This window comes from Amycolatopsis minnesotensis (assembly GCF_039529815.1).
GTDB lineage: Bacteria > Actinomycetota > Actinomycetes > Mycobacteriales > Pseudonocardiaceae > Amycolatopsis > Amycolatopsis minnesotensis.
In genome coordinates, this window is record NZ_BAAANN010000149.1 from 1 (window position 1) to 594 (window position 594).

Genomic DNA, 594 nt, shown 5'->3' on the forward strand with positions numbered 1-594 from the left:
CGGTGACCGCGACCGCCGCTCCGCAGGCCGGCCCGGTCACCACCACCGCCGATCTCGACGGCAACGGCGAGATCGAAACCGTCACCACCACGATGGCAGGCGACAACGACCAGGTCATCTCCGCCACCGTGAACGGCGTCCCCACCTCCATCCACCTGCCCGCCGACACCCAGGCCGGCCTCCAAGCCCCCCGAGCCGCCGACCTCAACGGCGACGGCAGCCAGGAACTGCTCGTCCCCACCTCCGTCGGCGCCAACACCACCCAGTTCGCCGCACTGCACTACCACGACGGCCTCCACCAGATCGCCGGCCCCGACGACAAACCCCTCACCCTCGCCGAAGGCGGCGGCGTCGCCACCAAACTCGGCTACAACTGCTCGGACACCGAAGGCGGCGGCCGCGCCTTCGGCACCGTCACCGCCGAAGCCGACGACCTCAACGCCCCCTCCGGACAGGTGACCTACACCGGCACCCGCACCGTCTACACCCTCCGCGACGGCGCACTCACCGTGCAGGACACCACCCCCTTCACCCACCGCGCCGACACCGACCCCCTCGTCATCGCCGACCCCGCCACCTGCTCCTGACACCCGG

Annotated in this window: 1 protein-coding gene; it reads left to right on the forward strand. The window is 71.5% G+C overall.

All coding sequences use genetic code 11. The annotated features are described in order from the left end of the window. A partial coding sequence (locus ABD256_RS44255) for a VCBS repeat-containing protein (RefSeq protein WP_344432418.1) occupies nucleotides 1-587 on the forward strand: 587 nt, incomplete at its 5' end. Nucleotides 588-594: the final 7 nt, after the last annotated feature.